The sequence below is a fragment of the Bradyrhizobium sp. USDA 4449 genome, assembly GCF_054056275.1.
The window spans coordinates 3,444,168-3,467,426 of the sequence record NZ_JBSRYD010000001.1; the positions used below are offsets into that span (position 1 = coordinate 3,444,168).

Genomic DNA, 23,259 nt, shown 5'->3' on the forward strand with positions numbered 1-23,259 from the left:
GGCTGGCGGGTTGGTTCGAAGATCGTTCCGGCGGTCCATGGGAGGGCCCCGTGCGCGGCGCGGAGTGCCCCCACGAGCGACGTAGCGACGCGCGCGGGAGGGGCCTGTGGGCCGGCGGGGCGATCGTGCGCGAGGTGCTCACGGTTTTTTCTTTTCGCCAGCCTGACGCCGTAGACTGTCGCCTTTGCGCTCGAGGCGGTGCGCATTGTGAATGATGCGATCCAATATCGCGTCACCGAGAGTGGGATCGGCAATGACGTCATGCCATTGCGACACGGGGACCTGACTTGTGATCAATAAGGATCCCTTGTCGTAGCGATCGTCGACGATCTCAAGCAGATCACGACGCTGGTCGGCGGTGAGCGGTTCAGGTCCCCAGTCGTCGAGGATGAGGAGATTGACACGCTCAAGCGCGGCGATCAGGCGCGCCAGACGGCCTTCGCCGCGCGCCTGAGCGAGATCGGCGAACAGGCGGGATGCCCGCTTGTAGAGGACGGAGAAGCCGTCGCGGCAGGCTTTGTTGCCGAGCGCACAGGCAAGCCAGGACTTGCCGGTGCCGGTTGGGCCGACAATGACCAGGTGGTTGGCCTCACGGATCCATTGGCTGGTGGCGAGGTTCTGGAAGAGCGAACGGTCGAGGCCGCGAGCGGTGCGATAGTCGACGTTCTCGATGGCGGCAGCTTGACGGAGTTTGGCACTGCTCAAGCGGCGCGTGAGGCGGCGGTTGTCGCGGGCGGTGACCTCGCGATCCACGAGGAGGCCGAGCCACTCGGCGTGCGGCATCTCGGCCGCCTCGGGATTGTTCTGCAGTTCGACGAGGGTATCGGCCATGGCGGCGAGACCGAGGGCGCGCAAGCGATCGACAGTGGGGTGAATGAGCACGATGATCTCCTGATCAGTTGTAGTAGCTGCGGCCACGGATGTTGGCGTGGAAGAGGATGGGCGCCCCTCGGTGGGAGGAGCGGTTCTGTCGGTGCCGTTCTTGAGGATGGCGGCGACCGATTTGTAGGAACGGGCGTTGAGCAGAAGGGCACGGGCGCAGGCGGCGTCGACGCGTTCCTGGCCGTAGCGCTTGACCACCGATGGTGTTGAGAAGCCCTATCGTCAGTTCAAGGCCACTTTTTTTGGCTTCTCCTTCCAGGCCGCCACCATCCGCTCGTACGCCTGCTCGACGCGTGCGACATAGCCAGCTTCCCGCTCACGCAGTTCCTTGATCCAGTAGTCCCGACCCGGGCCAGCCTTGCCATAGGCACGAGGCGCTCCAGCCTTGAGTGCCACCTTCCGGAGTTTCATCGCTGTGAACGCCGGTCGTGCGTAAGCATAATCTTTCCCGGTCCTCAGGACGTGCCAGATCATCACTGCGAGCTTACGTGCCGTGGCGACGGCCGCGACTCCAGCCCCATGCTTCTTTTGCATGCGATTGAAGAAGGCCCGCAGCGGCCCGGGCGCCGTCTTGGCCGACCAGGCCGCTTCAACCAGCATCTTGCGGGCGTCACGATTGCCCTGTTTCGAGATACGACCATGCCTTGGCGGATGCTCTCCCGATTGCCGAACTCGAGGGGTCAAACCGAAGTAGCTGCTGAGCTTATCCGGTGATTGGAAGCGTGCGATGTCGCCGATGGAGGCCAGTACACTCGATGCGGCGACCGAACTCACGCCGGGGATCGTCATCAGCTTGAGAGCCCGTGGATCGTCCAAAGCCTGTTGGGCCACGACTTTGTCGATTTCCGATAGTTGCTTCGTCACGCGTTCGAGTTCCGTGATAAGACGCTGGAGCATCGCACGCTTCTCCGATGGAAGAGGCAGACTGTCCAGCCAATGCTGTCCGTGCTTGCCGAAGAGATAGCCTTTGTAGGGCGGGATGAGGTTGGCATGCAGGATAGCCTTCATTCGTCCTTTAATCCGGATGATCTGCGCCAAGACGCCAGCGCGCTCGGCCATCTGGCGCCGGCGGCTGTAGGTGTCCTCGTCAGCCACCCAGACCTCCGGCAAGAAGCCAGCAGCATGCAACTTTGCCAGGGTCCCAGCATCGACCTTGTCCGTTTTGACTCGCGCATAGGCGATCGCCCGAACGAGCCTCGGATTGGCGACCGCGACGCGCTTAACGTGCGGGCGCAGAATACGTTCGACCGCCGCGCTGTTGCCCGTTACCTCGATGACCACCTCATCCTCGAGGCTGAGTGTCTTGGCAAAGGCGACAAGCCGATCGTGGACGAGATCAACGCGGAGCTGTCGGATTATTGTTCCGTCCTCCAGGATCGCCACTTCGGCGAAGGATCGGTGGATGTCCATGCCGACGATTTGCATGCTTGCTTCTCCTTTGTCTCAGGAGCCAGTGGCTTGCACGACATCTACGGATCCGCGCTCGCAGCGCAGCCGGGCAAGTCGTAGGGGCGGCCAAGTAACAAAGCGAGCTCACAGCTCATGGTCATGGCGGCCTGCCACCGTTTCGTGCTCCAGCGCCCCTATCCCGGCTTGGACAGACTAATCCGGACGACCGGTCCTCTCCACCGGGTTTGAGCGCTGAAAACATCATGCCCTTTAAGAATGCCGATGGCCGAACGGAAGCCCTGTTCCGGATGCGGCCGCGACCGCAGGATGACGTCGATCAGCGTGTCGGCGTCGGGGCCGACCTTGGCGGCTTCGGAACGAATGCGCTCATGGGTCCAGTCGCGATAGCGGCGATGCGAGCTCGGCATATGCTCGGGAACCGTGGTCGGGCGATGCGGCAAGGTGCTGCGCAGATGCGAGGCCACCCGCTTGCCGCGGAGGAAGATCTCGACGGTCTTTTGGGTGACGCGAGCCTCAACCTCCTGATGCACGAGGTTGTGAGGGACGCTGTAGTAATGCTTGGCGATCTCGACGTGATAATCGAGCTTGACCCGGCAGCGCTTCCACTCGGCATACTCGTACGGTTCATCTGGCAAGGGCGTGAGCGCCGGACGATCGAGCTCCTCGAACAGTTCGCGCCGACTTCGCCCCCAGCTCCGCAACGGTCGATTGTTGAGATCGACGAGCAGCGCGTGGATCGCCTCGTTGAGGGCGGCGAGCGAGAAGAAACGGCGGTTGCGCAGGCGCGCCAGAATCCATCGCCCGACGATTTGGACCCCGACTTCGACCTTGGCTTTGTCGCGCGGCCGATACGGCCGTGCCGGCATGATGGCGGTACGGTAATGGCGGGCGAGATCGGCATAGGTCCGGTTGACCATCGGCTCGTGAAAGCAGGCCCGGGTGATGCCGGCCTTCAGATTGTCGCTCACCGTCTGCCGGGCCACACCGCCGAAAAAGCAAAAAGCCCTATGGGAGCCGATCCAGTCCGGCAGGCTCTGGCTGAGGCTGGCCTCAGCGTAGGTGTAGTTCGAGGCGCCGAGCACAGCGACGAAGATCTGCGCGCTGCGCACCTCACCGCTGAGCCCGTCAACTACCTCCATGGTGTGGCCGGAATAGTCGACGCAGCTTCTCGCCGGCGACATGAACCTGGCGCAGGGTCGGCTTGAGGCGGCCGGCCCATTCCTTGTAGCGTTCGCAGAACCACGAATAGCTGAAGCTGTCGGAGTTTGCGTCGCAATACTCCTCCCACAACAGCATCAGCGTGACGTTCGGACGCCGCAACTCGCGATGCACGAGCGTCCAATCCGACTGCGGTCGCTCGTCGCTGGGCCGATCGGAGGGTGGCGGATACAAGCGGTTCTCGAGCTGGACGTCGTCATCCAGCTCGGGCGGCAACGGCCAGGTCAGGCCGGCGCGGCGGGTTCGATTGAGGTACTTGCTGACCGTGCCCTGGGCCAGACCGAGGCTGCGGGCAACGGCGCGCTGCGACATGCCGACGCTGTAGTGCAGGCGTAGAACTTCGCGAACGTGGCGCATGGACAGTCTCTCTGTAGGCATCTCGATCCTCTGCGGTTGGGCAAAAGACCGAGCTACCCCGGTTACAGACTGTCAGCGGTGGACGCCTCCTGGTTGTCCCCCATCATGATCGCTGGAAATAGCGATCACGATCGGCTGGAAACGGTGATCACGATCGGCTGGAACACGCAGCAGGGCTCGAGGTTCAGGGCGGCGGCAATCTCAAGGGTAGGATAGGCGGCGAAGATGGATCCATGTCGGTCAGCCATTGCACCTTGCGCGGAGCCCGGATGTCGGCGAACCGCTGTTCGACACAGTGGACCATCATGTCCTGGATGATCTCGCCGGAGATCCCAGCCGTTGTGGCCACCCAGCTCATGACCTCGCGGTCGTGGCTGTCCAGGGCAAAGGCAACCCGCACGATCTCCCCATTCCAGCGGGTGAACTCCAGGCCTCCGAACACCAACGCTCGTTGGAGCGGCTTGTCATGATCGTTCCGTCATGGGCCCGCGGGTGCGGCGCCCTGTATGCCGGGCCAGCAACAAGCCGCTCTTCTTCATCAGTCGGTAGCCGCGCTTGGCGTTGACAGGATCGTTACCGGCGGATCGCCGCTCGCGCTTGAGGAGCGCGGCGATCCGCCGGTATCCATAGCTTGGGCGGCTATCCACCAGGCGACGGATATCAGACGTGAGCTCCGCATCCCCGGCGCGCGTCTGGGGACCACGCTTCGGGCGCTTGCCACCCGCTCGCTCAATCAGGTTGGAACGGGCCACCCCGAGGGTCTTTGTGATCCGTTTCACGGGTATCCTCCCGTGCCTGCGATCGCGACAGCAAGGTCGGTTTTTTTTACCGGTGCAAGATCAAGAGCCTCCTTGAGGATCTCGATCTCATGGTCTTGCGGCCCAGCAGGCGTTCGAGGTCTCGAACCCGTTCCTCCAGCCGCCGGACCTCGGACGCGGCGACCACATTCTCGTCGGTCCGCACCGCTTCCTCGCCCCCTTCACTCATCAGCCGTCTCCATCGGAAGACCAGGCTCGGAGAGAGCCCATGGCGACGATCAACATAGCTGATCGACATGCCCGGTTGCAGCGTCTCGTTGACGACCAAAAGCTTCTGCTCCGCCGTAAACCGCCGCCGCCGGGCAACGCCGGTGATGACTTCCACCTTCGAAAACGTGTCGGACATAGGATGCCTATAGGAGCCCGTCTGAGTAATGCCTTAGCGTACGCGGAGGAGAGAGGTCGTATTTTTTGCATCGCGCCCGTTTGAGATTAGCGGGCGCCAGCCAGTTTAAGAAGATTGTGGGCAGTGCAAACCAACGCCCACTCACACCGCACTTTGTCGAGCCCTCGCAGCAAGAATTGACGAAAACCTCTCGCCTGTTTGATTTGTCCAAACACTGGCTCGACCACTTGCTTTCTCAGCCGATATCGACTCCGATAGCCACCGCGTTTAAGCTTGGCTGCCATTGCCATCATCCGCGACTGCTTCTTGAGCCGCCTCCATGTTGTTTTCGGCACATCCCGGCGCCGACCTCGTCGGCAGGCCAAATAGGCGCTGATACCTCGCTCAGCCAGAGCCTTAGCTTCGCTCGCAAACCCATTGTCCGCCGAAATCTCGATTGGCTTCCGTCCGAATGCTGCCCTCGTAGCGTCAATCAGTGGGATCAGTCCATCAACTTCGCCGCTGTTCGTTATCAGCGGTGCGAGACAATGATTTGTCTTTCCGCATCAACCTCGAGTTGACCATTGTACCCCGCAATAAATCCATCTCTCGTGGGCAATATACGACTGTCTGGATCGGTGAAGTTGCGCTGCGCTCTCTCGGGTGGTTTTCAGTCAAGCGAGCGATTGGGTCGCCCATAAGTCCGCATTCCAGAAGATGGTCCAGGCCCGTTAGGGTCGACCATCCCTGCGTCGCGCCTCGCCTCCTCTTCGAGTACCGTCTTCGCCATTCGAATGCGATCAAGACGCTCTTGTTTTGTTTTGATCCACGCAGGCATCTCATCGCCTCGACATGATCCATGTTCGGCGTCGTCTACGCCATCATGGCGCTCTGCCGTTTCGAACCAGCTGGCGATCTGGGATGCCAGCTCGCTCTCACTTTGCCGCATGCGGGCATAGCTCATCGCCTTTGTGACGGGAGGCATTCGCCTTCAACTTCGTGCCATCGACAGCGACGTGGCCGAGGCTCACCAAGCCCGCTGCGCGGCACAGTCGGAGAACTTGCAGAAACAGATCCGCAAGTGGAGAGATGACGCTTCCGAAAATCACTAATGGTACGGAAGTCCGGTCTGTTCATAGCGGTTAACGCCATGAAATCCAGACGCTCCTCACAGCACCGGGAGATCCGTCGCGACGAATAAACGCTCTGTGTATAGGCATATAGGAGCAGAGCGACCATCACACCCGGGTGGTACGGCGCGTATCCACGATCGTCGTCGTAACTCGAAAGGGGGTTAGGTCAAGTTGGTGCCGAACCAGATCGCGGACGAAATGAGCGATATGATCGGCCGGCACAAACTCGCCTAGCGAGGGTGGGAGCAGCCAGTCTTGGTCAACATCCCTAGGGCGAAATGTCTTCATTCAAAAATTGAATCGCGATCAGATCGATACGGCAACGAAATACTCAGACAGGCTCCTAGGACTAGGCCTAGCTGTGGTCTCTCAAGAGGTTGTCCATCTGGTCTGAACCGAGGAAGCTGAGGTTGCGAAGCTTCAGTGTTCCAAGGAAAGACCAGATGAACGTCCACAAGAATGCGCCTTTGACGCCCAAAGGTCGAGAGGCGATGGTGCGAAGCGTAGTCGAGGGTGGGTTGAGCCAGGCCGGCGCGGCTGACCTTTTCAACACGACGCCGAAGACGGTCGCCAAATGGGTCAAGCGCTTCCGCGAGAACGGTGTGGCTGGCTTGCTCGACCGCTCGTCTCGACCTCATTCATCGCCGAGCCAAACCCTGCCGGCCACGTGCACCGCCATCGAGGCCTTGCGCCGGCAGCGCCACACCGGCCAGCAAATCGCAATCGAGGTCAAGGTGTCGCCAGCCACGGTCAGCCGAGTGCTTCGTCGTTTGGGCTTGAACCGGATCCGCGATCTTGAACCGGCCGAGCCGGAGCGCCGTTATGAGCGTGAGTCTCCAGGCGAGATCATTCACATCGACATCAAAAAGCTCGGGCGTTTCGAGCGGGTTGGTCATCGCATCACCGGCGATTCAAGTGGTCCAAACAGGAGCCGAGGCGTCGGCTGGGAGTTCGTCCACGTCTGCATTGACGACCATTCCCGCGTCGCTTTCTCGGAGATCAAACCGGACGAGACGGTGGACAGCGCGGTGTCTTTTCTCAAGGCGGCTGTGGCTTATTATGGAGGCCTTGGGGTCACCGTCACGCGCGTCATGACCGACAATGGCGGTTGCTACCGATCTCACGCCTTCGGCGAGGCGTGCCGCGACCTGGGCATCAAGCACATCCGCACCAAACCCTACACGCCGAGAACGAATGGCAAGGCAGAGCGCTTCATCCAAACCGCACTACGGGAATGGGCTTATGCCAAAGCCTATCCAACCTCCAATCGCCGCGCCCAAGAGCTGCCGATCTGGCTGCATCGATACAACTGGCACCGGCCTCATGGTGGTATAAAGTCACAAACCCCGATCAGCCGCCTCGGTCTGACTGAGGTCAACCTCTTGAGGCTCCACACCTAGCTCCTCCGGCTAACGCCGGTGTCCGGTTCGAAACGGGGGGGCAGTTGCGAGTGGCCTTCGAGACGCTTCCGGATGATCTGCAGCTAGTGCGGCATCTGTCAAGCTGCCGAAGCCATTCGCTTTGACATCGCGTCCACGCGCGATGCTTCCAGGCGGTCGGCAGGTCATGACGGCGGTCGGTAGTGCGCACACTGCGCGGCGCCGCCATGATGGCGCGGATACCCATGATGGAGCTGCAGATTAACTCGACTGCGCTCGCAAGCTCGAGTCCTGATCGCTACACTGAACAGTAAGGGCGCAAAAGCTGGCCGGGAAGCGACCCAAGCTACGCACAAGGCTAAGCAAGTCAACACGCCCACCTTCAGTTCGGACGCACCATCTGCTCGATCGGCCAAGGCTGAGTTCATCCATCGAGACGATCCGCGCGGCACTGGTAGGCAACAATCGACACGAACATGTCCTCGCGTGACCCAATCGCTGGAACTTTACGACGTCTACTAAGCGAAGATTGCTTTCGTCGCGGACACGGAGATCCTAGTGGGGCAGCCGCACTGTTGCGGTTGGCAGCAACGACCGTCGGACGTAGCGACGCATTCTATCGCCGACTATCGTCACATGGGGGTAAGTCAAAAGCGGTGACAGCGACCGCTGGGACGATCACAGTTCTATTTTTAAACACTCTTCGGCACGGCATGAGCTACAGGGATCCAGGTGCCAACCGGCTATGAGCAACAATACCGCAGCCGCATTTTTGCGAACCTTCGACGCGGTGCCAAGTCGCTAGGTTTTGAATTCCAGACCATTCCGGGAACCTTGCCGCGGAGATTTTGTTGCCGGGTGCAAGGCAGAGGCAGGAAGTGAAGTGCTTAGCACTCGGCCAGGCCCTCAGATCGGTGCCACACTCGCCGACAAGCTTACAAAGTTCAATGCCAGCTGTGGTAGAAATCCATGGATCCCGGTCAGATCGACGCCGGCACTCCGTAGAGTGCAGTTCGGAGGTTGAGACGCGAAACTGGCTGTTTCTTAGGAAGTCGATCGCGATCTTCGCCGGAACCCGGACATGAGCTTCCGCTTCATCGAAGGATCGGAAGCTGCCACGTAAGAGGCCAGAGGAATGAAGCTCGCGCAGCCACGCAGCGTCGCTGACGTCGGTCTTGCGTCCAGGAACGTTCTTGGCGTAGCGCGCATTGACCAAAAATCACATCAAACCCGCGCTGCTCCAGAATCTCGTAGACGGGGATCCCAATTGATCCGGTAGAGTCCATCGCGACACTCGTCACGCCGCAGGCTTTGAACCAATCTGCCAGATCATGCAGGTTTTGGGTGAATGTGCCAAAAGAGCGCACAGCTGCGTCGTTAGAATCGGTGGGGTTAACCGCAGCCCTATGCAGCCTTGATCCGATGTCGATGGCCGCGGCCCCGACGTCGATCAGCTTCAGTTCCGGTCGGGCTTCGGTCGTCCTCTTGGGCATGGCAATCCTCCAATCAATGAGTGAGTAGGAGCGTCTGGGCTATGCCAATCGTCATCTTCCTAATCGGGATCGCTGTCGAAGCAGCGTCACCACTCTCAAGTCCGCATGCACCCATGGACCATCTTTTTAACGGGGGGGGTGAGCCTCCAATAATCAACCGGCCGCTACCCTCCCAGCCGGGAGGGTATACAAGGCTGTTTCTAAGCCGCACAGGCGCGCCGCTGTGCTAGACGGTTTTTTAAAATGTCGCGCTCCATGCGGACCCGTTCGTTCTCCTGGCCCAGCCGTGCGATCTCCGAAGCCTGGTCCGCCGCCATCGGCGTCGCCTGCGTGGGGGGGCGCCACGCCGCCGATGCCGGCTCCTGCCGGAGCTTATCCACCCAGCGTCGCAGCACCGATTCGCGAAGACTGATCTTCCCCCAAATGAGCGGATAGGGTTCGCAGTCTTTAGCTCGATCTCGATCGGGGCGGTATATCCGATGGCGGAGTGAAGCCGGGTTCGATTGAACAAGTATAGCGCGACAATCTGGATGGGAAGCCGTATTGCCTCATGTACTGATGCTCCCGGGTGCGATCGGTTGCCTCATTTATTTTGCTCCTGGCCTGAGTTGAGGAGGAGGCCGGGTGCGGAGATGGCCGGGGTTTCGGAGCGCCCGGCCTCCTCCGCTGGTACCTCGCACGTCATTGGGGTGTTGTGACCTCGTACCCTGGCGGCGTTTTCTCGCTAGGAGCGAACAGCAGCGCATTCGCTTGCTCGCTGCGCCAGGATTTCAGCCGACGTTGAAGGGTTCGAAGAAGCTTCTTCGGATAGGCTCCAGGATATTCCATCTGCAAGCGCGAGAGCAGTTCGCTGCCAGTCCGCCAAGGCTCAGCGTCAAACCATTTTCGCAAATCTGGCGTTGCCCGGATCAGCGGGTCGGGACGACGTCGGCCTCTTTTCGTCTTCACGAGTGGCCGATCCGTCGGTCGCATGGCTCCGTCCTTCCAGGCCGTGCGCAAGCTTGCCAGGAAGCGATCGATCGGTTGCGATGCCACAGCAGGATGGCCGATTGGTTGGGTATCAGCGAGGGCCGCGAGGCGCTCCTGCACGTCGCGGATGTCGCGCAACAACGCGACTGGATCGAGAGCGGCATAGATTTCTTGGAGATGATGGCGGACAGCGTCAGGCGTGCGGGCGTCCGCTGCCAGGCGCTGGTGTGGTGTAGCCGGCGCGCTGTATGTCTTGCGTACACGGGCACCTTCGCGCTGCTTGGCTATCAATTTGAACGAGGGTTGGAAGAAGTTCACGAACAGCCGCGCCGATCGATAGAGTTCAGCCAGCAGCTTGGCCGCTTCCAGGCCCTCGAACCGACGATAGCCGACTATCCTGCGCACGACGGCGCCGTTCTTCTGCTCGACGAACGCCTGGTCATTTTTTCGGTAGGGCCGGCAGCGCGTGAAGACGATGTTGGCCGCCTCGCAGTAGGCTTTCAGCGTCTCGTTTATGAACACCGTATCATTGTCAGTATCGAAGCCGAGCAGCGCAAAAGGCAATTGTTTGCGCAATTCCGTCAGGACCGTGCTCAACAGCGTCTGTTCGCGCACGATCAGAGGAGCGCACTCCGTCCAGCCGGTAGCAATGTCGGTGAGCACGAGGGTCTGGATGAAGCTGCCGCGCGCAGATGGACCGCTATGCGCGACAAGGTCGGCCTCGACGAATCCAGGCGCCGGATCATTCCAATCTGCCGACGTCCTTATTGGAACACTGCGACGCAACGAGTGCGTCGCGTGCCGCCGACGCTTGCGACCTAATCCTTCTCGGACCCGCACCAATGCGCGGTCGATCGTCGCAGCGCTCATTGCCAAAAGTTTGTCGCGGATCTCGGGGGCAAGGTCGAGGTGGCCATGCCGTTCCATCGCCTCAATCAACGCAGGCATTAACGCCTTCAGCCGCTTCCCGCAGATCCGGTCTGACGCCTCCCAAAGGAGCACGAGCGCGTTGTGTTCTACCTCATTATACATTCGACGTCGCGCCCTTCGGCTTGGGCGCGCGTCTTCCTGACCTCGAAGTAGTCGCATCGCATGCTTGCGATGGAATCCGGTGATGTCGACGAACTCGTCCAATATCCGCGTCTTCTTCGCGCGATCCGAACGCCGATAGCGCGCGCCTGCTGCCGCCGTCAGTTCCTTCCGCGTTGCCATGCTTAGCCACCCCATCTTCGCCCCCGCTCGCTCCCGATCCAAGGGAGCAATTTACGTGAGGCAACGGCTCAGCATCCGGTAACAATTAGGGCGAGGCAATGCGCTCTTCCATCCTGATTGCCGCGCCGCAAACAAGCCTTCGATGAAGGCGAAGAGCTGTTGCCGGTTTGATGGACACCGAGATTAGGTGTTTCATGAAGCCCGAGGAACGCGGTTTGTCATGACAGCTTGTCCAGTTGACTACGGCAATGTGGGAAGTCCAACTACCATCAACGTCGATGAGAGAGTAGCCCGGCAGGTCGACGTCCTTCCTGGTCTCAAATAGGCCGCCGCACGAAGTTCGCGGGTGGTACGCAGATTGCTAGATGAGGACTGCGGCACGGGTTCGCGGCGACCTGTTGCAAGGCGCGCGCCCGATGATATCCGCTCGGTGCTCGTCATCAATTTGCTAACTCTGCTTGCGGTTTGAGCCAACGCAAAGAAGAGCATGTCGGATTTAGAGGGTTCGGCAAAAGAGAGTAATCACAGGAGCAAGAGAATGATTCCCGAAGTTTTTAACACCTGTGCGGTAACAAGAGCTGGTCCGAATACGGAGCATAACTCTCATCTGCCGGTGCCTCGGGAGCAACTCGTGCGCTCGGCGGCGCGGGCGGCCCGCAGGGGTTGGCCCATCAACGTGTGTGATCCCGAACCCGAGCGGGGCTCGTCGGCTGACGGAGTGCCCGACGATTTGACGACCTTTTGGTTCACCGGCATCCCTGGCGCGCTGTCCAGTCCGGCCGTCTCGGCCGGACAGATGCAATTCCAAACGTTATCGCTGCGCTCCGGTGAGTGCGAACGTGTGCGTTCGGTTGAAAGACAAGGTATTTCTCATTGGGCAGGCGAGCGACTGATGCAGAACTCGCGCAAGGGACTCCACGCATGCGATTGGGTGATGAGCCGGATGAAGGGCCAGAAGCGCCCGCTGAAGAGTCATACCGAGGAGTCCAAAGTACATGGCTGAGAGTTCAAAGTTCACATCGAAGAGGCGGCCACGAGCGGTCGGACTGCTGGGAGGAGGGGTCATCGGCGGCGGGTGGGCTGCGCGGTTTATCCTCAACGGGGTAGATGTGCGGCTGTATGGCCCGTCGATTGGTGCGGTCAAGCGAGTCGAGGAGATGCTGGTTAATGCGCGGCGGGCATATGGGCGCCTGACGGAAGTCCCGCTCCCGACTGAGGGAACCTTGACGGTAGTGGAATCGGTAGTGGACGCGGTTCACGGGGTTGAGCTCGTGCAGGAGTCGGCACCGGAAAATCTAGAACTCAAACAACAATTGCTTGCGGCGGCCAGCCGGGCGGCAGCTCCTGAGACCCTGATTTGCTCCTCGACCTCGACGCTTCGACCGTCGTTGCTGCAGGCGGAGATGGATCATCCCGAGCGCCTGCTGGTCGCGCATCCATTCCACCCAGTGCACCTGCTGCCATTGGTAGAACTGTGCGCTGGACAGTGCACCGCACCCGAGATGCTGCTGCGGGCCACGGAGATGTACCGGTCCGTGGGGATGCACCCCCTTATAGTACGCAAAGAGGTTGACGGGTTCATCGCAAACCGTCTGCAGGAGGCAGTCTGGCGCGAGGCCCTATGGCTGGTGCACGACGATGTAGCGACGGTGCAAGAGGTCGATGAGGCGGTCCGCTACTCTTTCGGACTGCGTCGGCCAATCTTGGGCCCCATCGAGACGTACCGTTTGGCGATCCCTAAGATGGGGGGACGCCGCGCCATGGAAGCAATGGGACCCTCGCTGAAATCGCGTGTGTCCAAGCTCACCGAGGTGCCCGAGCTCACCGACGCGCTCCTGGACAAATTGGCCGAGCAGTTGGATGCCGAGGCTGGGAACATGACCGTCTCTGATCTCGAACACAAGCGCGACGACTGCCTCGTGGCCGTGATGCAGGCCCTGCGTGCTCAGGGCTGTGGTGCTGGCGAGACGCTCATGCGCTGGGAACACGAGCTGCGCGACTACGTTCCACAACCCATTCACGGGCCCGGTCCGTTGCGAATGCCGTCGCAGCAAATACCGTCTGACTGGCTTGATTACAACGGCCGCGTCAATGAGAGCCGGTTCCTGCAGCTCATCGGCAACGCCACGGATGAATTGCTCCGTTACATCGGGGTCGACGACGAGTACCTCTCAAACACCGGCAGCTATCACACGCTTGACACGCACTTGTCTCGCATCTTGAAACTGCACGCCGGCGACCGCATCCAAGTGGTCACACAGGTACTTGGCGCTGATGACAAGAGCCTTCATGTCTTCCACGTGATCACTCGTGAGGCCGATCAGAGACCGGCGGCCACAGGCGAGCAGATGCTGATTCACGTCGGTGTTAACAGCGGGGGCAGCAAACCCACACCCGTAAAGGGAAGCATGCGAGAGCGCGTTCTGGATTTGGCTGGGCTACACGCGCAGTTACCCCGTCCGGAGCGCGCCGGTTCAGGCATCAGCCTGGGCTGAGTGTGAACTCACCGGCGGCATGCGATTGTACCAATCCCGCTCGGGCTCAGGCAGCCTTCGCAACACTTCAGAGGACCCAATGACCCGCAAACACTTGCTCGGCAGGAAAACCTTCGTCGCACCAGCCCGAGATGTTGAGGATGTGGTGGGCGCTGGCCTGTGCGCAGGCTGTGGTCTGTGCGCGAGTATCGCTGGCGGTGCGATATCAATGGGCATCAACGTGGAAGGCAATATGCGGCCGCTTGTCCGAGGTGACCTTGCGGCCCATAAAAAGCAGGAGATTATGGCTGTCTGTCCGGGAGTATCAGTCTATGGACCTGGCACACCAAAAGGCATCACCACTCATCCCATTTGGGGACCCGTTCGCGAGATATACAGGTCCTGGTCGAGCGAGCCGATCGTCCGTCACAAAGGTGCCGCGGGCGGCACACTGACGGCTCTGGGCCGATATCTACTTACTAGCGGCGACGTACAAGCGGTTCTGCATGTACGGGCCGACAGTCGAAAGCCGTGGCTGACGACATCTACGATCTCCAGGACGCCGGATGAAGTCCTGCGCGGTGCTCAGTCTCGTTATGGCCCATCGTCGCCTCTCGTCAATGTGCACCGGCTGCTTGAGGAAGGTAAGCGGTTCGCCGTGATTGGCAAACCCTGCGACATCTCGGCCGTTCGTGCTCTCGCGCGGATCGACCCTCGGATCGAGCGGCTGATCCCCTACAAGTTGAGCAACTTCTGTGGGGGTGTCCACTCCGTCCACATCGCGAAGGCCGTAATTCGCCACCACGGCCTCGACGAGTCGGAAGTCGCCGTATTTCGATATCGTGGGGAAGGATGGCCTGGGCCGCTGCGTGTGCAGACCCGCGATGGAACCGCTTACGACTTGCCGTATCCAGACGCTTGGCACATGGGTAAATTCGGCTACGAACTCCCGTTTCGCTGCAAAATCTGCCCGGATGGAGTGGGTGAAGTCGCGGACATTTCCGTTCCCGATGGTTGGATCCTTCAGAACGGGAAGCCTGTTTACGCTGAAGCGCCGGGAATAAACGTCTCTATTGTTCGCACGCTGGTCGGCGAAGAGTTGCTCAATGGAGCGGTTAGCGCTGGCTATCTCGAGATTTCACCGGTCTCAGTAGAGGAGATCGAGCAAATGCATACCAACCATCACAGAAAAGCTGCAGCTCCCGCTGCTTTGTTCGCACTGCGGCTCATGCGCCAAAGGACGATCAAGGCCGTCGACTATCGCACCAGAGAGGGGCTAAGGCGTGCCGGCTTGCGCGCGATCATCGAGCAATTCTCAGGGACGGTGAAGCGCGTGCTTGCCGGAGAGAACCGAGAGCACTTGATCTAGATGTCTGGCCCAGAAGTGTTGCAGAAAAGCTCATGTCTTGCTGCGCCGTCCAAAAACGTAAACTGTTTAGATGCGCAAAGGCAATTCATTGCTTTGAGACTCAATCACTGCAGCTCGCGAACATACATCGAGCTACCAGTCACCGATGAGCGAGATAGTACGAGACACTTTCCAGTTTGGTCTTTTCCAACGATAACGATCCTCGAGGGCTACCCGTAAGCTTGGAGATGTCAAGTTCACAGCAGCAACGAGTACGAGGTCAATTGAATCGCGTATTTTTGCCGACCAAGGGAGGCTGCGCGCCAGTCAGACCCGTGGTCGGCGGAAAACCGCAACTCACGAAGCGGGCGTACTCGACTGATTGATTTTCTGCTATAGTTCATGCGCTTGTTCGCTGCGAGTTCTGTCTCGCCCTTGAACTCACCGTATTCGACTACGACGATGTGGTTGCCGGGTTCGTCGCTCTTACGGTTGAAAGCAACCTCGAGCCTGTGTGCATGAGGAATTGCGGCAAGGAGCGATAGGCCTTCGATTATCCGTTCGATGTGGTCTTTTTCTCGGCGGAGAATAAGCGATGTGACGAATCACAGACGACCCGAGCTGATTTCCGGAGCAGGTCAACTAACTAGCTTGGCATGAAGCTCAGAGCGGCGGCTTCAACTGCATGCCGGTGTGATCGGTACGTATCGCGCCTTTGGTTTGCCCCGTGCTCTCTTGAGTTGCCGATCTTCACCGATCCGCTCGGCGATGACGCGCGCCTCCGCGTCTAAACCTAGCCCGGGTACCCGGAGCTAATGGCCTACTTGGCGGAGTGAGAATATCAGCAGCGCGATCGGGCCGCCGCGGTCCTCTATTCCAGCCGAGGGATTGGACAATCCTGTAGCGGGAGGAGCGTCGCAATTAACGGTTCTTCGGACTTAGCGCATTATTTCGTCGCCCCACCATGTCCTATTGATGAAATTCAGCTCTACGGGCTGATAATATTTTGGAAACAAAAAGCCTTCTGTCGACCTAGGTCGCGGAGTCAGAATAGGCCGCAACCCAGAATTCGGCGAGCTGAACGAGCCTGCCTTGCAATCGCCAGGAGGAGTGATCGATGTCCGATCTACAAGAACTGAGGAAAGACGAAATGGTCACCGGCGATGTGCTGCGCCTAGGCGAGGCGGTTCGGCGCGGAGCGTCGCGGCGGGACGTGGTGAACCTCCTCGTTTCGGCCGGTATGTCAGTCGCCGCCGCTGGCACGTTCGCGATGTTCGCCCAGACGGCGCATGCGGAAGCCCCGCGGCGTGGAGGTAGGATTAAGGTCGGCACCAATGGGAGCTCGGCCACGGAGACGCTGGACCCGGCTAAGGCGTTGACTCAAACTGACTTTTCGCGCGCTTTCATGTTCTACAACGGGCTCACTACGCTGGATGAGACTCTGACCCCGCAACTCGACCTCGCCGAGGAAATAGCGCCCAGCGAACGAGCCACGGTGTGGAATATCAAGCTGCGTCGCGATGTGCGCTTCCATGATGGGTCTCCATTGACCTCCGCCGACGTGGTCTATTCCTTGCGACGCCACAAGGATCCAGCAGTCGGCTCCGCGATGCGTACCCTCGTTGCGCCTATGGAGGAGATTGTGGCTACCGGGCCGAATGAGGTACGCATCCGACTGAGCGGTCCCAACGCCGACTTGCCGACCATCTTCGGCAACTGGCAATGCGTGATCGTCAAGGACGGCGCCACTGATTTCCGAACGGCGAATGGCACCGGCCCGTACAAGTGCCAGGAATTTCAGCCGGGCGTGCGCTCGCTCGCGGTGCGAAACGCGGAGTACTTCAAGCCCGGCAAGCCCTATCTCGACGAGATCGAGCTTTTCGGCCTTCCGGACGACCAGGCGCGTGTCAACGCGCTACTCGCGGGAGACATGCAGTTCGTCGGCACAATTAGTCCGCGCCTGGTGCCGCGCGTAATCTCAGCCTCTAACCTTGCACTCTTCGAGACTAAGGGCGGAGCATACCATGATCTCGTCCTCCGCCTCGCCGAAGAGCCCGGATCAAATCCTGACTTCGTGCTGGCCTTAAAGCACATGTTCAACCGCGAGCAAATTCGCCGAACAGTCTACCGGGGGTACGCGGTGATCGCCAACGACCAGCCGATTGACCCAACCAACCGCTTCTACGATGCGAGGCTGCCCCAGCGCGCCTTCGACCTCGACAAGGCGCGCTTCCATCTGCAGCGCTCCGGCTTCGCCAACCAAGCCTTCCCAATAGTGGTATCCCCCGCGGCGCCAAACTCAGAGGAGCTGGGGCAGGTCTTGCAGCAGGTCGGCCAGCAGATTGGAATTAAGTTCCAATTGCAGCGCGTACCGGCCGATGGGTATTGGTCGATCCACTGGGCGAAGCACCCAATCTTCTTCAGTAGCATCCCGCCGAAAGCGAGCGTGGATCTTACATTCACTCAGTACTTCTATTCGCAAGGGCCATTTAACGAAAGCGCTTGGCGCAATGAGCGTTTCGACGCGCTTCTGCTCGAGGCTCGTGCGGAGACCGACAACGAAAGGCGTCGCGAGAAATATTCCGAGATGCAGCGTCTCGTGCACGAAGGTTCCGGTGTTTGCATTCCAGTGTTTGCGAGCTATCTCGACGCCCATGTCAGCAACCTGAAGGGACTGCGGCCAATTCCGACCGGCGGCATGATGGGATACAATTTCGCCGACAATATTTGGCTCGACCAATGACCTTGGTTACGGCATGTTCTGAGCGGGCGCCGAGCACTCAGAGCTTGGCACTGGGACGACGGCAAATATGAAGAATACGTTGGTTGGCCTCTTGGCAAGCAGGATCGTGATCGCGATCCTGACGCTCGGTTTCGTCTCCGTTGCCGTATTCGCTGGTACGGAGATCCTGCCGGGCGACGTAGCAGAGGCGGTGCTCGGGCAAAACGCGACACCGGAAGCCGTGGCAGGCCTACGCCACGCTCTGCACCTCGATCAGCCCGCCTATGTGCGCTATTTCCTTTGGCTTGGCGGGCTGCTCTCGGGCGACCCCGGCCGATCGCTGGCAAACAAGCTGCCGGTGGCTGGATTGATCGCAAGCCGTCTTCCGAACTCGCTGATGCTCGCCGGTGTGACGGCGATCGTGTGCGTGCCCATCGCGCTCGCCCTCGGCATTGCCTCGGCAATCTGGCGCGGCAGCGCTTTGGACCGCGTCGCAAATTTGCTCACAATGTCCATCGTAGCGGTGCCCGAATTCTTGATCGCAACACTGAGCGTCATCGTATTCGCCGTGCATCTGCGCTGGTTTCCGGCGTTGTCCTACGCGGACGGGATCGTCTCCTTCGGCCAGTTCTTTCGCCTGTTCGCGCTACCGGTGTTCACACTAAGTTGCGTGATGATTGCGCAGATGATGCGCCTGACGCGCGCGGCTGTCGTCGACACACTGCGCTCGCCCTATATCGAGATGGCGGTGCTCAAGGGGGCGCGGCCAATGCGGGTCGTGCTGATGCACGCTCTACCGAACACCATCGGTCCGATCGCGAATGCAGTCGCGCTTAGTCTTTCCTATCTTCTCGGCGGTACCATCATCGTCGAAATAATCTTTAATTATCCGGGTCTCGCGCGCCTTCTCGTCGATGCTGTCTCGACTCGGGACATGCCGCTCGTTCAGGCCTGCGTAATGATATTTTGCTCCGCCTATCTTTTCCTCGTGATGCTCGCCGATATCGCCGGCATCTTATCCAACCCGAGGCTTCGTTACCGATGAGCGCTGATCAAACAATCATAGCCGTCGAATCACGAAGCCAGCTTCGACGCCGCCCCCGATTGCCACTCGCCGGTATCGTTGGCGGGGGCTTCGTCGTCTTCTGGGTCATCATGACTATCATCGGACCCTATGTCGCGCCCCATGATGCCGGCGCGCTAGTCGATGACGACGTGTTCGGTCACATGCGCTGGGCGGTCCCGCTCGGCAGCGACTTTCTTGGGCGGGACGTGATGAGCCGCGTCCTGGTTGGCGCGCCCTACACGGTCGGTGTCTCCGCGACGGCGACTATTCTCGCCGTTCTCTTAGGCGGCACGCTCGGCATGCTGGCCGCTGTTTCGCGCGGGCCCGTCGATACGGCCCTCAGCCGCTTCTTCGATGCGCTGATTTCGATCCCGAGCAAGATGGCTGCCCTCGTGATTATCGCCGCACTCGGCTCGTCGATCCCGGTGCTAATTGGGACGGCCGCCATGATCTATACGCCCGGCGCCTTCCGCATCTGGCGCGCGCTCGCCATCAACGTGAACACGCTCGATTTCGTCGAGGTGGCGCGCGCCCGGGGAGAGGGAACGGGCTACCTTATCCGCCAAGAGATCCTGCCGAACATCGCCGGTCCGGTACTGACTGATTTTGGCCTGAGGTTCGTCTTCACGGTGCTAATTCTTTCTAGTCTTTCCTTTCTCGGTCTCGGCGTGCAGCCGCCGAATGCCGATTGGGGCTCGCTTGTCCGCGAGAACATCACCGGACTGGCCGATGGCGCGCTCGCGGTAGTCGTGCCGGCGGTTGCCATCGCGACCTTGACGATCGGTGTTAATCTGCTGATCGACAATTTGCCGAGCCGCTGGTCCTTGAGCGGCGAGAACTGAGATGGCGCCGCTCTTAAAAGTCGAGAACCTGCGGGTGATGGCGCGTGACGACTATGGGCGTAATCTCGCTATCGTCGAGGATGTCAGTTTCGCGGTTGAGCCGGGCGAGGTCGTCGCCTTCATTGGCGAATCCGGCTCCGGCAAGACGACCATCGCACTCTCGCTGATGGGCTATACCCGCCCGGGGTCGCGCATCGTCGGCGGGAACATCACTTTCAACGGGCGCGAAGTGCTTGCCATGAGCCAAAGCGAGCTAGCGTCCCTACGCGGCCGGGATATCGCCTATGTGCCACAGAGCGCGGCGGCCTCCTTCAACCCGGCGCGCCCGCTCCTCAAGCAGGTCATTGAGAGCTCGCAAATACACCGCGTGATGCCGGTGGCCGCTGCCGAGGCGAAGGCGCTCGCGTTGTTTCGCGAGCTCGTCCTGTCCAATCCGGAGCAGGTCGGCGAGCGCTATCCGCACCAGGTCTCGGGTGGGCAGCTACAGCGATTGCTGGCAGCGATGGCGCTTGTCACCGAGCCGAAGCTCGTCATATTCGACGAACCGACCACGGCCCTTGATGTCACGACGCAGATCGAGGTGCTGCGCGTCTTCAAGAAGACGATCAAGGAGCGCGGTACGACCGCAGTCTACGTCTCCCACGACCTCGCAGTAGTTGCGCAAATAGCCGATCGCATTATTGTGCTGCGCGAGGGCACTATCCGCGAGGTCGATGCGACTGGGCTCATCCTTTCGTCTCCGAATGACGATTACACCAAGAGCCTCCTCGCCGCTGCCGAACCTCAGGTTCGGGCCGCGGCCTCCACTGCCGCGCTGCCGACGGCTCCGCCCGTCATTAAGGTGAGGAGCGTCATTGCCGGCTATGGCATAGCCGACCGCGACGGCATCCCCGCGGCGCCGGTGCTGCGGGACGTTAGCCTCTCGATTAAAGCAGGGAGCACGCTTGGCGTCATCGGCGAGTCCGGCTGCGGCAAGAGTACGCTCGCCCGTGTCATTGCCGGCCTTTTGCCCGCTGCGCGAGGCGAGGTGGAGCTGCATGGCATACCGCTTCCGCGCAGCGCGGCCGAGCGCACGCGCGAACAGCTGCGGCGCATCCAGATCGTCTTCCAGATGGCGGATACTGCGCTCAACCCGGCGCACCCGATCGGCCGCATCCTCGGCCGGCCGCTGGAGTTCTATTATGGCCTTTTTGGCGACAAGCAACGGCGGCGAGTCGCTCAACTCCTCGATATGGTACGCCTACCTGCAGGGATAGCCGAGCGCTACCCGAGTGAGATATCGGGCGGTCAGAAGCAGCGCGTCAACCTCGCAAGGGCGCTCGCAGCCGAGCCCTCGTTGATCCTGTGCGACGAGGTGACGTCTGCGCTCGACACGGTGGTCGGCGCCGCGATCCTCGGTCTTCTTGCTGAGCTGCAGCGCGAACTCGGGGTTGCCTACCTGTTCATCAGCCATGACCTGTCGACGGTGAAAGCCGTGTGCGATGAGGTGATGATCCTCTACGCCGGGCAAATGATGGAGTATGGTAGCCGCGGAGCGCTGCACCAGCGTCCTCTCCATCCGTATTCCGATCTCCTCATTTCGTCCGTGCCCGAGCTGCGGCAAGGTTGGCTGGAGCGCATTGGTGACAAATATCTCAAGGAAGCCGCGGCCGGAGTTGCGCGTTCCGGGCGGGGAGAGGCCTGCAGCTTCTTCGAGCGCTGCTCGGTGCGCATTCCCGGTCGCTGCGACGTTGAGGCCCCCCCCCTGCGCCATCTATCGAAAGGCGCCGACATTCGCTGTCAGCGTACAGAAGAGGAACTCGTCAATCTGAGTGCGCGGTAAGCGACCCGTCGCTGCACAATATTGAATTCAGGAGCGTTCCTGGCTCGATAGGAGGCCAGCATGGATGGGCAAGCCTTATTCTCTGGATCTACGTCAACGTGTCGTAGCCGCGATCGAGGGCGGATGTCCTGCAATCGAGTCGCCAAGCAGTTTGGGGGGCGATCAGCACCGCCGTCGGCTGGATGCATCGTGTCGATGAGACCGGCAGCGTTGACCCTGGGCAGGGGCGGTCACCCAGCCGAAGGCGGTTTCGGGAGACCACGCCGTTTGGCTATCGCAGCGGATCAAGCACGGCGATTTCTTCATTCGTGGTCTCTTTGCCGAGCTCGCCCGTCGCGACCACTCGGTGTGGGACTTCGTGCATGCCGAGAAGCTCAGCCTCAGCGGTGGTGGCTGGCGAACGCGATCGACCCGAGGTCGCGAGGCGGCGAGCGCAGTGGACAAAGTACCAAGATCACGCCAAAGCTGAGCGTTCGACGAGACCTCGACCAGGACCTATATGGCGGACTTGCGATGATGGGCGCCGCGCGGGAGCAGTCTTCACGCCAAGGTTCCGAACGGCGGCTGGAAGACCATGACTTTCCTAGCTGCCCTGCCGGATCGATGCGACATGTTTCATCGAGGGGCGATCGATGGCGTGAGCTTTCGCACCTCTGTTGAGAAAGTCCTTCTGCCCGCCCTTCGACTCGGCGACGTCGTCGTCTTGGACAACCTCGGCAGCCATAGGAGTAAAACAGTTCCCTAGCTGTGGTCTCTCAAGAGGTTGTCCATCTGGTCTGAACCGAGGAAGCTGAGGTTGCGAAGCTTCAGTGTTCCAAGGAGAGACCAGATGAACGTCCACAAGAATGCGCCTTTGACGCCCAAAGGTCGAGAGGCGATGGTGCGAAGCGTGGTCGAGGGTGGGTTGAGCCAGGCCGGCGCGGCTGACCTTTTCAACACGACGCCGAAGACGGTCGCCAAATGGGTCAAGCGCTTCCGCGAGAACGGTGTGGCTGGCTTGCTCGACCGCTCGTCTCGACCTCATTCATCGCCGAGCCAAACCCTGCCGGCCACGTGCACCGCCATCGAGGCCTTGCGCCGGCAGCGCCACACCGGCCAGCAAATCGCAATCGAGGTCAAGGTGTCGCCAGCCACGGTCAGCCGAGTGCTTCGTCGTTTGGGCTTGAACCGGATCCGCGATCTTGAACCGGCCGAGCCGGAGCGCCGTTATGAGCGTGAGTCTCCAGGCGAGATCATTCACATCGACATCAAAAAGCTCGGGCGTTTCGAGCGGGTTGGTCATCGCATCACCGGCGATTCAAGTGGTCCAAACAGGAGCCGAGGCGTCGGCTGGGAGTTCGTCCACGTCTGCATTGACGACCATTCCCGCGTCGCTTTCTCGGAGATCAAACCGGACGAGACGGTGGACAGCGCGGTGTCTTTTCTCAAGGCGGCTGTGGCTTATTATGGAGGCCTTGGGGTCACCGTCACGCGCGTCATAACCGACAATGGCGGTTGCTACCGATCTCACGCCTTCGGCGAGGCGTGCCGCGACCTGGGCATCAAGCACATCCGCACCAAACCCTACACGCCGAGAACGAATGGCAAGGCAGAGCGCTTCATCCAAACCACACTACGGGAATGGGCTTATGCCAAAGCCTATCCAACCTCCAATCGCCGCGCCCAAGAGCTGCCGATCTGGCTGCATCGATACAACTGGCACCGGCCTCATGGTGGTATAAAGTCACAAACCCCGATCAGCCGCCTCGGTCTGACTGAGGACAACCTCTTGAGGCTCCACACCTAGCTC

The 23,259-nt window shown here is 60.4% G+C and carries 18 protein-coding genes and 1 pseudogene; 9 read left to right on the forward strand and 10 right to left on the reverse strand.

Annotated features, from left to right (window positions below; all coding sequences use genetic code 11):
• Nucleotides 1–138 precede the first annotated feature (138 nt).
• From istB to ACVIIW_RS16205, 8 genes and pseudogenes are all read right to left on the reverse strand, one after another.
• The gene (gene istB, locus ACVIIW_RS16170; RefSeq protein ID WP_456705170.1) at nucleotides 139–882 is read right to left on the reverse strand and encodes an IS21-like element helper ATPase IstB; all 744 of its coding nucleotides are present in this window, start codon (nucleotides 880–882) and stop codon (nucleotides 139–141) included.
• A 222-nt stretch (nucleotides 883–1,104) separates the two neighbouring features.
• Nucleotides 1,105–2,292, reverse strand: a complete 1,188-nt coding sequence (locus ACVIIW_RS16175; protein ID WP_456705171.1) for an IS110 family RNA-guided transposase — start codon at nucleotides 2,290–2,292, stop codon at nucleotides 1,105–1,107.
• Between the two features lie 173 nt (nucleotides 2,293–2,465).
• The gene (gene istA, locus ACVIIW_RS16180; protein ID WP_456701640.1) at nucleotides 2,466–3,473 is read right to left on the reverse strand and encodes an IS21 family transposase; all 1,008 of its coding nucleotides are present in this window, start codon (nucleotides 3,471–3,473) and stop codon (nucleotides 2,466–2,468) included.
• A complete protein-coding gene (locus ACVIIW_RS16185; protein WP_456701641.1) occupies nucleotides 3,418–3,867 on the reverse strand; it encodes a sigma factor-like helix-turn-helix DNA-binding protein in 450 nt (149 codons plus the stop codon). The genes istA and ACVIIW_RS16185 overlap by 56 nt, the downstream gene beginning before the upstream one ends.
• 184 nt (nucleotides 3,868–4,051) lie before the next feature.
• Nucleotides 4,052–4,309 carry a hypothetical protein gene (locus tag ACVIIW_RS16190; protein WP_456701642.1) on the reverse strand — a complete coding sequence of 86 codons (258 nt, stop codon included), beginning with the start codon at nucleotides 4,307–4,309 and terminating at the stop codon, nucleotides 4,052–4,054.
• Nucleotides 4,310–4,331: 22 nt separating this feature from the next.
• The gene (locus ACVIIW_RS16195; protein ID WP_456701643.1) at nucleotides 4,332–4,646 is read right to left on the reverse strand and encodes an IS3 family transposase; all 315 of its coding nucleotides are present in this window, start codon (nucleotides 4,644–4,646) and stop codon (nucleotides 4,332–4,334) included.
• Between the two features lie 46 nt (nucleotides 4,647–4,692).
• On the reverse strand, nucleotides 4,693–5,031 hold the full coding sequence (locus tag ACVIIW_RS16200; RefSeq protein ID WP_456701644.1) for a transposase: 339 nt from the start codon (nucleotides 5,029–5,031) through the stop codon (nucleotides 4,693–4,695).
• A gap of 86 nt (nucleotides 5,032–5,117) precedes the next feature.
• A pseudogene (locus tag ACVIIW_RS16205) lies at nucleotides 5,118–6,431 on the reverse strand (transposase).
• 155 nt (nucleotides 6,432–6,586) lie between these two features.
• Here ACVIIW_RS16205 and ACVIIW_RS16210 point away from each other — a divergent pair.
• A complete protein-coding gene (locus tag ACVIIW_RS16210; RefSeq protein WP_456701645.1) occupies nucleotides 6,587–7,543 on the forward strand; it encodes an IS481 family transposase in 957 nt (318 codons plus the stop codon).
• A gap of 1,073 nt (nucleotides 7,544–8,616) precedes the next feature.
• Here the strand turns inward: ACVIIW_RS16210 and ACVIIW_RS16215 are convergent.
• Entirely contained in the window at nucleotides 8,617–9,015 is a 399-nt protein-coding gene (locus ACVIIW_RS16215; protein WP_456705363.1) for a hypothetical protein, read from the reverse strand.
• Nucleotides 9,016–9,696: 681 nt separating this feature from the next.
• The gene (locus ACVIIW_RS16220) at nucleotides 9,697–11,211 is read right to left on the reverse strand and encodes an ISNCY family transposase (RefSeq protein WP_456701585.1); all 1,515 of its coding nucleotides are present in this window, start codon (nucleotides 11,209–11,211) and stop codon (nucleotides 9,697–9,699) included.
• A gap of 523 nt (nucleotides 11,212–11,734) precedes the next feature.
• Here ACVIIW_RS16220 and ACVIIW_RS16225 point away from each other — a divergent pair.
• The 8 genes from ACVIIW_RS16225 (at nucleotide 11,735) to ACVIIW_RS16260 (ending at nucleotide 23,256) form a co-directional block, all read left to right on the forward strand.
• Nucleotides 11,735–12,199 carry a hypothetical protein gene (locus ACVIIW_RS16225; protein WP_456701646.1) on the forward strand — a complete coding sequence of 155 codons (465 nt, stop codon included), beginning with the start codon at nucleotides 11,735–11,737 and terminating at the stop codon, nucleotides 12,197–12,199.
• Nucleotides 12,192–13,691, forward strand: a complete 1,500-nt coding sequence (locus ACVIIW_RS16230; protein WP_456701647.1) for a 3-hydroxyacyl-CoA dehydrogenase NAD-binding domain-containing protein — start codon at nucleotides 12,192–12,194, stop codon at nucleotides 13,689–13,691. The genes ACVIIW_RS16225 and ACVIIW_RS16230 overlap by 8 nt, the downstream gene beginning before the upstream one ends.
• Before the next feature lie 79 nt (nucleotides 13,692–13,770).
• Complete coding sequence (locus tag ACVIIW_RS16235; protein ID WP_456701648.1) at nucleotides 13,771–15,039, forward strand: Coenzyme F420 hydrogenase/dehydrogenase, beta subunit C-terminal domain; 1,269 nt, start codon at nucleotides 13,771–13,773, stop codon at nucleotides 15,037–15,039.
• 1,096 nt (nucleotides 15,040–16,135) lie between these two features.
• Nucleotides 16,136–17,761 carry an ABC transporter substrate-binding protein gene (locus ACVIIW_RS16240; protein ID WP_456701649.1) on the forward strand — a complete coding sequence of 542 codons (1,626 nt, stop codon included), beginning with the start codon at nucleotides 16,136–16,138 and terminating at the stop codon, nucleotides 17,759–17,761.
• A gap of 67 nt (nucleotides 17,762–17,828) precedes the next feature.
• Nucleotides 17,829–18,785 carry an ABC transporter permease gene (locus tag ACVIIW_RS16245; protein ID WP_456701650.1) on the forward strand — a complete coding sequence of 319 codons (957 nt, stop codon included), beginning with the start codon at nucleotides 17,829–17,831 and terminating at the stop codon, nucleotides 18,783–18,785.
• Between the two features lie 110 nt (nucleotides 18,786–18,895).
• Nucleotides 18,896–19,648 carry an ABC transporter permease gene (locus tag ACVIIW_RS16250; RefSeq protein WP_456701651.1) on the forward strand — a complete coding sequence of 251 codons (753 nt, stop codon included), beginning with the start codon at nucleotides 18,896–18,898 and terminating at the stop codon, nucleotides 19,646–19,648.
• 1 nt (nucleotide 19,649) lies between these two features.
• Nucleotides 19,650–21,470 carry an ABC transporter ATP-binding protein gene (locus tag ACVIIW_RS16255; RefSeq protein ID WP_456701652.1) on the forward strand — a complete coding sequence of 607 codons (1,821 nt, stop codon included), beginning with the start codon at nucleotides 19,650–19,652 and terminating at the stop codon, nucleotides 21,468–21,470.
• 829 nt (nucleotides 21,471–22,299) lie between these two features.
• Entirely contained in the window at nucleotides 22,300–23,256 is a 957-nt protein-coding gene (locus ACVIIW_RS16260) for an IS481 family transposase (protein WP_456701653.1), read from the forward strand.
• The last annotated feature ends 3 nt before the right edge of the window (nucleotides 23,257–23,259 follow it).

What these genes read in the sequence shown, in the direction of transcription:
- ACVIIW_RS16175 (WP_456705171.1), bottom strand. Translation starts at nt 2,292, where the DNA reads ATGGACATCCACCGATCCTTCGCCGAAGTGGCGATCCTGGAGGACGGA.
- istA (WP_456701640.1), bottom strand. Translation starts at nt 3,473, where the DNA reads ATGTCGCCGGCGAGAAGCTGCGTCGACTATTCCGGCCACACCATGGAG.
- ACVIIW_RS16185 (WP_456701641.1), bottom strand. Translation starts at nt 3,867, where the DNA reads ATGCGCCACGTTCGCGAAGTTCTACGCCTGCACTACAGCGTCGGCATG.
- ACVIIW_RS16200 (WP_456701644.1), bottom strand. Translation starts at nt 5,031, where the DNA reads ATGTCCGACACGTTTTCGAAGGTGGAAGTCATCACCGGCGTTGCCCGG.
- ACVIIW_RS16210 (WP_456701645.1), top strand. Translation starts at nt 6,587, where the DNA reads ATGAACGTCCACAAGAATGCGCCTTTGACGCCCAAAGGTCGAGAGGCG.
- ACVIIW_RS16215 (WP_456705363.1), bottom strand. Translation starts at nt 9,015, where the DNA reads ATGCCCAAGAGGACGACCGAAGCCCGACCGGAACTGAAGCTGATCGAC.
- ACVIIW_RS16220 (WP_456701585.1), bottom strand. Translation starts at nt 11,211, where the DNA reads ATGGGGTGGCTAAGCATGGCAACGCGGAAGGAACTGACGGCGGCAGCA.
- ACVIIW_RS16225 (WP_456701646.1), top strand. Translation starts at nt 11,735, where the DNA reads ATGATTCCCGAAGTTTTTAACACCTGTGCGGTAACAAGAGCTGGTCCG.
- ACVIIW_RS16230 (WP_456701647.1), top strand. Translation starts at nt 12,192, where the DNA reads ATGGCTGAGAGTTCAAAGTTCACATCGAAGAGGCGGCCACGAGCGGTC.
- ACVIIW_RS16235 (WP_456701648.1), top strand. Translation starts at nt 13,771, where the DNA reads ATGACCCGCAAACACTTGCTCGGCAGGAAAACCTTCGTCGCACCAGCC.
- ACVIIW_RS16240 (WP_456701649.1), top strand. Translation starts at nt 16,136, where the DNA reads ATGTCCGATCTACAAGAACTGAGGAAAGACGAAATGGTCACCGGCGAT.
- ACVIIW_RS16245 (WP_456701650.1), top strand. Translation starts at nt 17,829, where the DNA reads ATGAAGAATACGTTGGTTGGCCTCTTGGCAAGCAGGATCGTGATCGCG.
- ACVIIW_RS16250 (WP_456701651.1), top strand. Translation starts at nt 18,896, where the DNA reads ATGACTATCATCGGACCCTATGTCGCGCCCCATGATGCCGGCGCGCTA.
- ACVIIW_RS16255 (WP_456701652.1), top strand. Translation starts at nt 19,650, where the DNA reads ATGGCGCCGCTCTTAAAAGTCGAGAACCTGCGGGTGATGGCGCGTGAC.
- ACVIIW_RS16260 (WP_456701653.1), top strand. Translation starts at nt 22,300, where the DNA reads ATGAACGTCCACAAGAATGCGCCTTTGACGCCCAAAGGTCGAGAGGCG.